This is a genomic window from Microcoleus sp. S13_C5, assembly GCF_036700845.1.
In the GTDB taxonomy this organism is placed as follows: domain Bacteria; phylum Cyanobacteriota; class Cyanobacteriia; order Cyanobacteriales; family Microcoleaceae; genus Microcoleus.
On sequence record NZ_JAUBPR010000200.1, the window covers coordinates 2,881 to 6,698 of the forward strand.

Below are 3,818 nucleotides of genomic sequence, written 5' to 3' on the forward strand. Positions count from 1 at the left end.
CTGTTACGTCTGGAAGATGGGAATGACGGGGTGCGTAGCTCGGCAGCATCAACGTTGGGTAAGTTGGGAAATGCTTCAGAAGCCGTGATCAGTGCCTTGCTGTTACGTCTGGAAGATGGGAATGACGGGGTGCGTAGCTCGGCAGCATCAACGTTGGGTAAGTTGGGAAATGCTTCCGAAACTGTCATCAATGCTTTGATGTTACGTCTGGAAGATGGGGATGACTGGGTGCGTAGTGAGGCAGCAGAGGCCTTGGGTAAGTTGGGTCTGAAATCTAGTGACGTTTTGACTGCTGTCGTGCAATGGATCGATCACCATCAGGATGCAAAATATCTCGGCTCAGGTATTGATGCGTTGTGGGATTTGGTGGCCAGTGAGGGAAATTGATCGGCGGTCGGTTTTTAGAAGTATGTAGCTTTTGCGCGAGTAAAACCCGATCGCCCTTCCGGAAATTTCACCAAAAATGCGATCGGTCTGCTGTTTGACGATTAGGACCCTCGATCCCCTTAATAACCCGGAACAGAGGTCAATTATTCAATCGAAAATCCAAAATCCAAAATCCAAAATCGATCGATTATTCAATCTAAAATCTAAAATCTAAAATCCAAAATCGGTCGCTCGCCCCCAGCGACGGCCCAGGAGAGCCAATGGTTGCTACAATCGGGGAGGGTATATGTTGTGGCTAACACTACAGCCCGTAACCCTGAAAGCTAATAGCTAAATTATTAAAAATCTGCCTCTCCTGCCATGTTTAAAAATCTGCTAGGCGATCCCAACGCGCGCAAACTTAGAAAATTTCAGCCTTGGGTAGCTGATATCAATATTTTGGAAGAAGACTTCCGCGCACTCTCAGACGACGACCTCAGAGGCAAAACGGCGGAGTTTCAAGAACGTCTGGCAAAAGCTAAATCTCTCAACGAAGAGAAAGAGATCCTAGACGAAATCTTGCCCGAGGCTTTTGCAGTGGTGCGGGAAGCAGGACAACGGGTTTTAGGAATGCGCCACTTTGATGTCCAACTCCTCGGGGGCATTATCCTGCACAAAGGCCAAATTGCCGAAATGAAAACCGGTGAAGGCAAAACTCTCGTGGCGACGCTGCCGGCTTACCTCAACGCCCTCAACGGTAAAGGCGTACACATCATCACCGTCAACGATTATCTCGCAAGACGGGACGCGGAATGGATGGGACAGGTGCACCGCTTCCTGGGATTGACTGTGGGACTGATTCAGCAGGGCATGGATCAGGTGGAACGAAAGAAAAATTATAGCTGCGATATTACCTACGCCACTAACAGCGAAGTCGGCTTTGATTATTTGCGCGACAACATGGCTACTGTCATGGAAGATGTAGTGCAGCGTCCTTTTAATTTCTGCGTGATTGACGAGGTTGACTCAGTGCTGATTGATGAAGCACGGACGCCTTTAATTATTTCCGGCCAGGTGGAACGCCCCAGTGAGAAGTATATAATGGCGGCTGAGGTAGCTGCTGCTCTGAGAAAGGAAAATGAAGAACATTACGAGGTTGACGAAAAGGCTCGGAATGTGCTATTGACCGATGAAGGCTTTGGTGAAGCTGAGCGGTTGTTGGGTGTTACGGATTTGTACGACCCGGCTGACCCTTGGGCGCATTACATTTTTAATGCGATTAAGGCGAAGGAATTGTTTATTAAGGATATTAACTACATCGTCACTCCCGATCGCGAAGTCGTGATTGTGGATGAGTTTACCGGCCGGGTCATGCCGGGACGGCGCTGGAGTGACGGTTTGCACCAGGCGATCGAAGCGAAGGAACGGGCGGAAATTCAGCCGGAAACTCAGACGCTGGCGACGATTACCTATCAGAATTTCTTTTTGCTTTATCCGAAGCTGTCGGGGATGACTGGGACGGCAAAGACTGAAGAGACCGAGTTTGAGAAGATTTACAATCTGGAAGTGACGCTGATTCCCACTAACCGGATTACCAGCCGTACAGACCTTTCGGATATGGTTTACAAGGCGGAGGCTGGCAAGTGGAATGCCATCTCCCAAGAATGCGCGGAAATGCACGAGATCGGTCGGCCGGTGCTGGTGGGCACTACGAGTGTGGAAAAGTCGGAGTTGCTGTCGCGGCTGCTGCAGGAGAGGAAAATTCCTCACAATTTGCTTAATGCTAAACCGGAAAATGTGGAGCGGGAATCAGAAATTATCGCTCAAGCCGGACGCAAAGGCGCTGTGACGATCGCCACAAACATGGCGGGACGCGGTACTGATATTATTTTGGGCGGTAATTCTGAGTACATGGCGCGCCTGAAGTTGCGGGAGTATTTTATGCCCCGCATCGTGCAACCCGAAGATGACGAGGGGTTTTCGGTGGTGCAAGTGCCTGGTATTAGTGGCCGCCCCGCACCTCAAGGTTTTGATCCGACTAAGAAAAAGGTAAAGTCTTGGAAAGCTTCGGCGCAGATTTTCCCGACGCAGCTATCGAAAAATGCCGAACAAATGCTCGTGGCGGCGGTGGAATTGGCGGTGAAGGAGTACGGCGCGCGATCGCTCACGGAATTGCAAGCCGATGATATCGTGGCTATAGCTTCGGAAAAAGCGCCGACAAAAGACCCGGTAATTCAAAAATTGCGGGAAGCTTACAATTTAACTCGCAGGGAGTACGATGCTTTTACCAGCACCGAACACGATGAAGTCGTGCAGTTGGGAGGCTTGCACGTCATCGGTACTGAACGCCACGAATCGCGCCGGATCGACAATCAGTTGCGCGGCCGGGCGGGACGCCAAGGAGACCCTGGTTCTACGCGGTTTTTCTTGAGTTTGGAAGACAATTTGCTTAGGATTTTCGGCGGCGAACGGGTGGCCGGTTTGATGAAGGCTTTCGGTGTTGAGGAAGATATGCCGATCGAATCTGGAATGCTGACTCGTTCCCTCGAAGGCGCTCAGAAAAAAGTCGAAACCTACTATTACGACATCCGCAAGCAGGTATTTGAATACGACGAAGTGATGAACAATCAGCGTCGAGCAATCTATGCCGAACGTCGCCGAGTATTGGAAGGTTTGGACTCCAAAGAACAGGTAATTAGATATGCCGAACAAACGATGGACGACATCGTGGGAGCATACATCAATCCCGATTTACCTTCGGAAGAATGGGAACTCGACAAACTCGTCAGCAAGGTGAAGGAATTTGTTTATCTGCTTGCTGACATGACACCGGATCAGCTAGAAGATTTGTCAGTTGAGGAAATTAAAACATTCCTGCACGAACAAGTCCGCAATGCTTACGACATTAAAGAAGCGGAAGTTAATGCAATCCGAGCTGAATTGATGCGCGATGCGGAACGGTTCTTTATTTTGCAGCAAATTGATACTTTGTGGCGGGAACACTTGCAACAAATGGATGCTTTGCGCGAGTCTGTAGGGCTGCGCGGTTACGGTCAGAAAGACCCGTTAATCGAGTACAAAACTGAAGGTTACGAGCTGTTTTTGGACATGATGACGGATATCCGCCGCAATGTTGTTTATTCGCTGTTCCAGTTCCAGCCGCAGCCGGCAATGCAAGTTTCGCCAGAGATGGTTTGAAAATAGTTGACGGTTGATACTTAAAACTTAAAAATGAAGGATTAAATCTTTCATTTTTAAGTTTTATTTTAAGGGAATTTAACCCTAAAATCATAATAGGCCAACCTCAAGGGGTAACAAGGGGGCTGCAAATCAGGTAGAATAAGGGTTTGAGCCAAGCGTCACCAAAAAAAATTGGGGGTCGCTGCGACCCCCACACAAAATATATGTTCCCTCAATTATACCAAAAAGTTTTCGAGACGCATCTAAATCCT

2 protein-coding genes are annotated in these 3,818 nt (G+C 48.8%); both read left to right on the forward strand.

What is annotated here, in order from left to right:
• A partial coding sequence (locus tag QUA04_RS28215) for a HEAT repeat domain-containing protein (protein ID WP_333263687.1) occupies positions 1-387 on the forward strand: 387 nt, incomplete at its 5' end.
• A gap of 360 nt (positions 388-747) precedes the next feature.
• Positions 748-3,564, forward strand: coding sequence for a preprotein translocase subunit SecA (gene secA / locus QUA04_RS28220; RefSeq protein WP_333263690.1), 2,817 nt, complete (start codon positions 748-750; stop codon positions 3,562-3,564).
• Positions 3,565-3,818 lie beyond the last annotated feature (254 nt).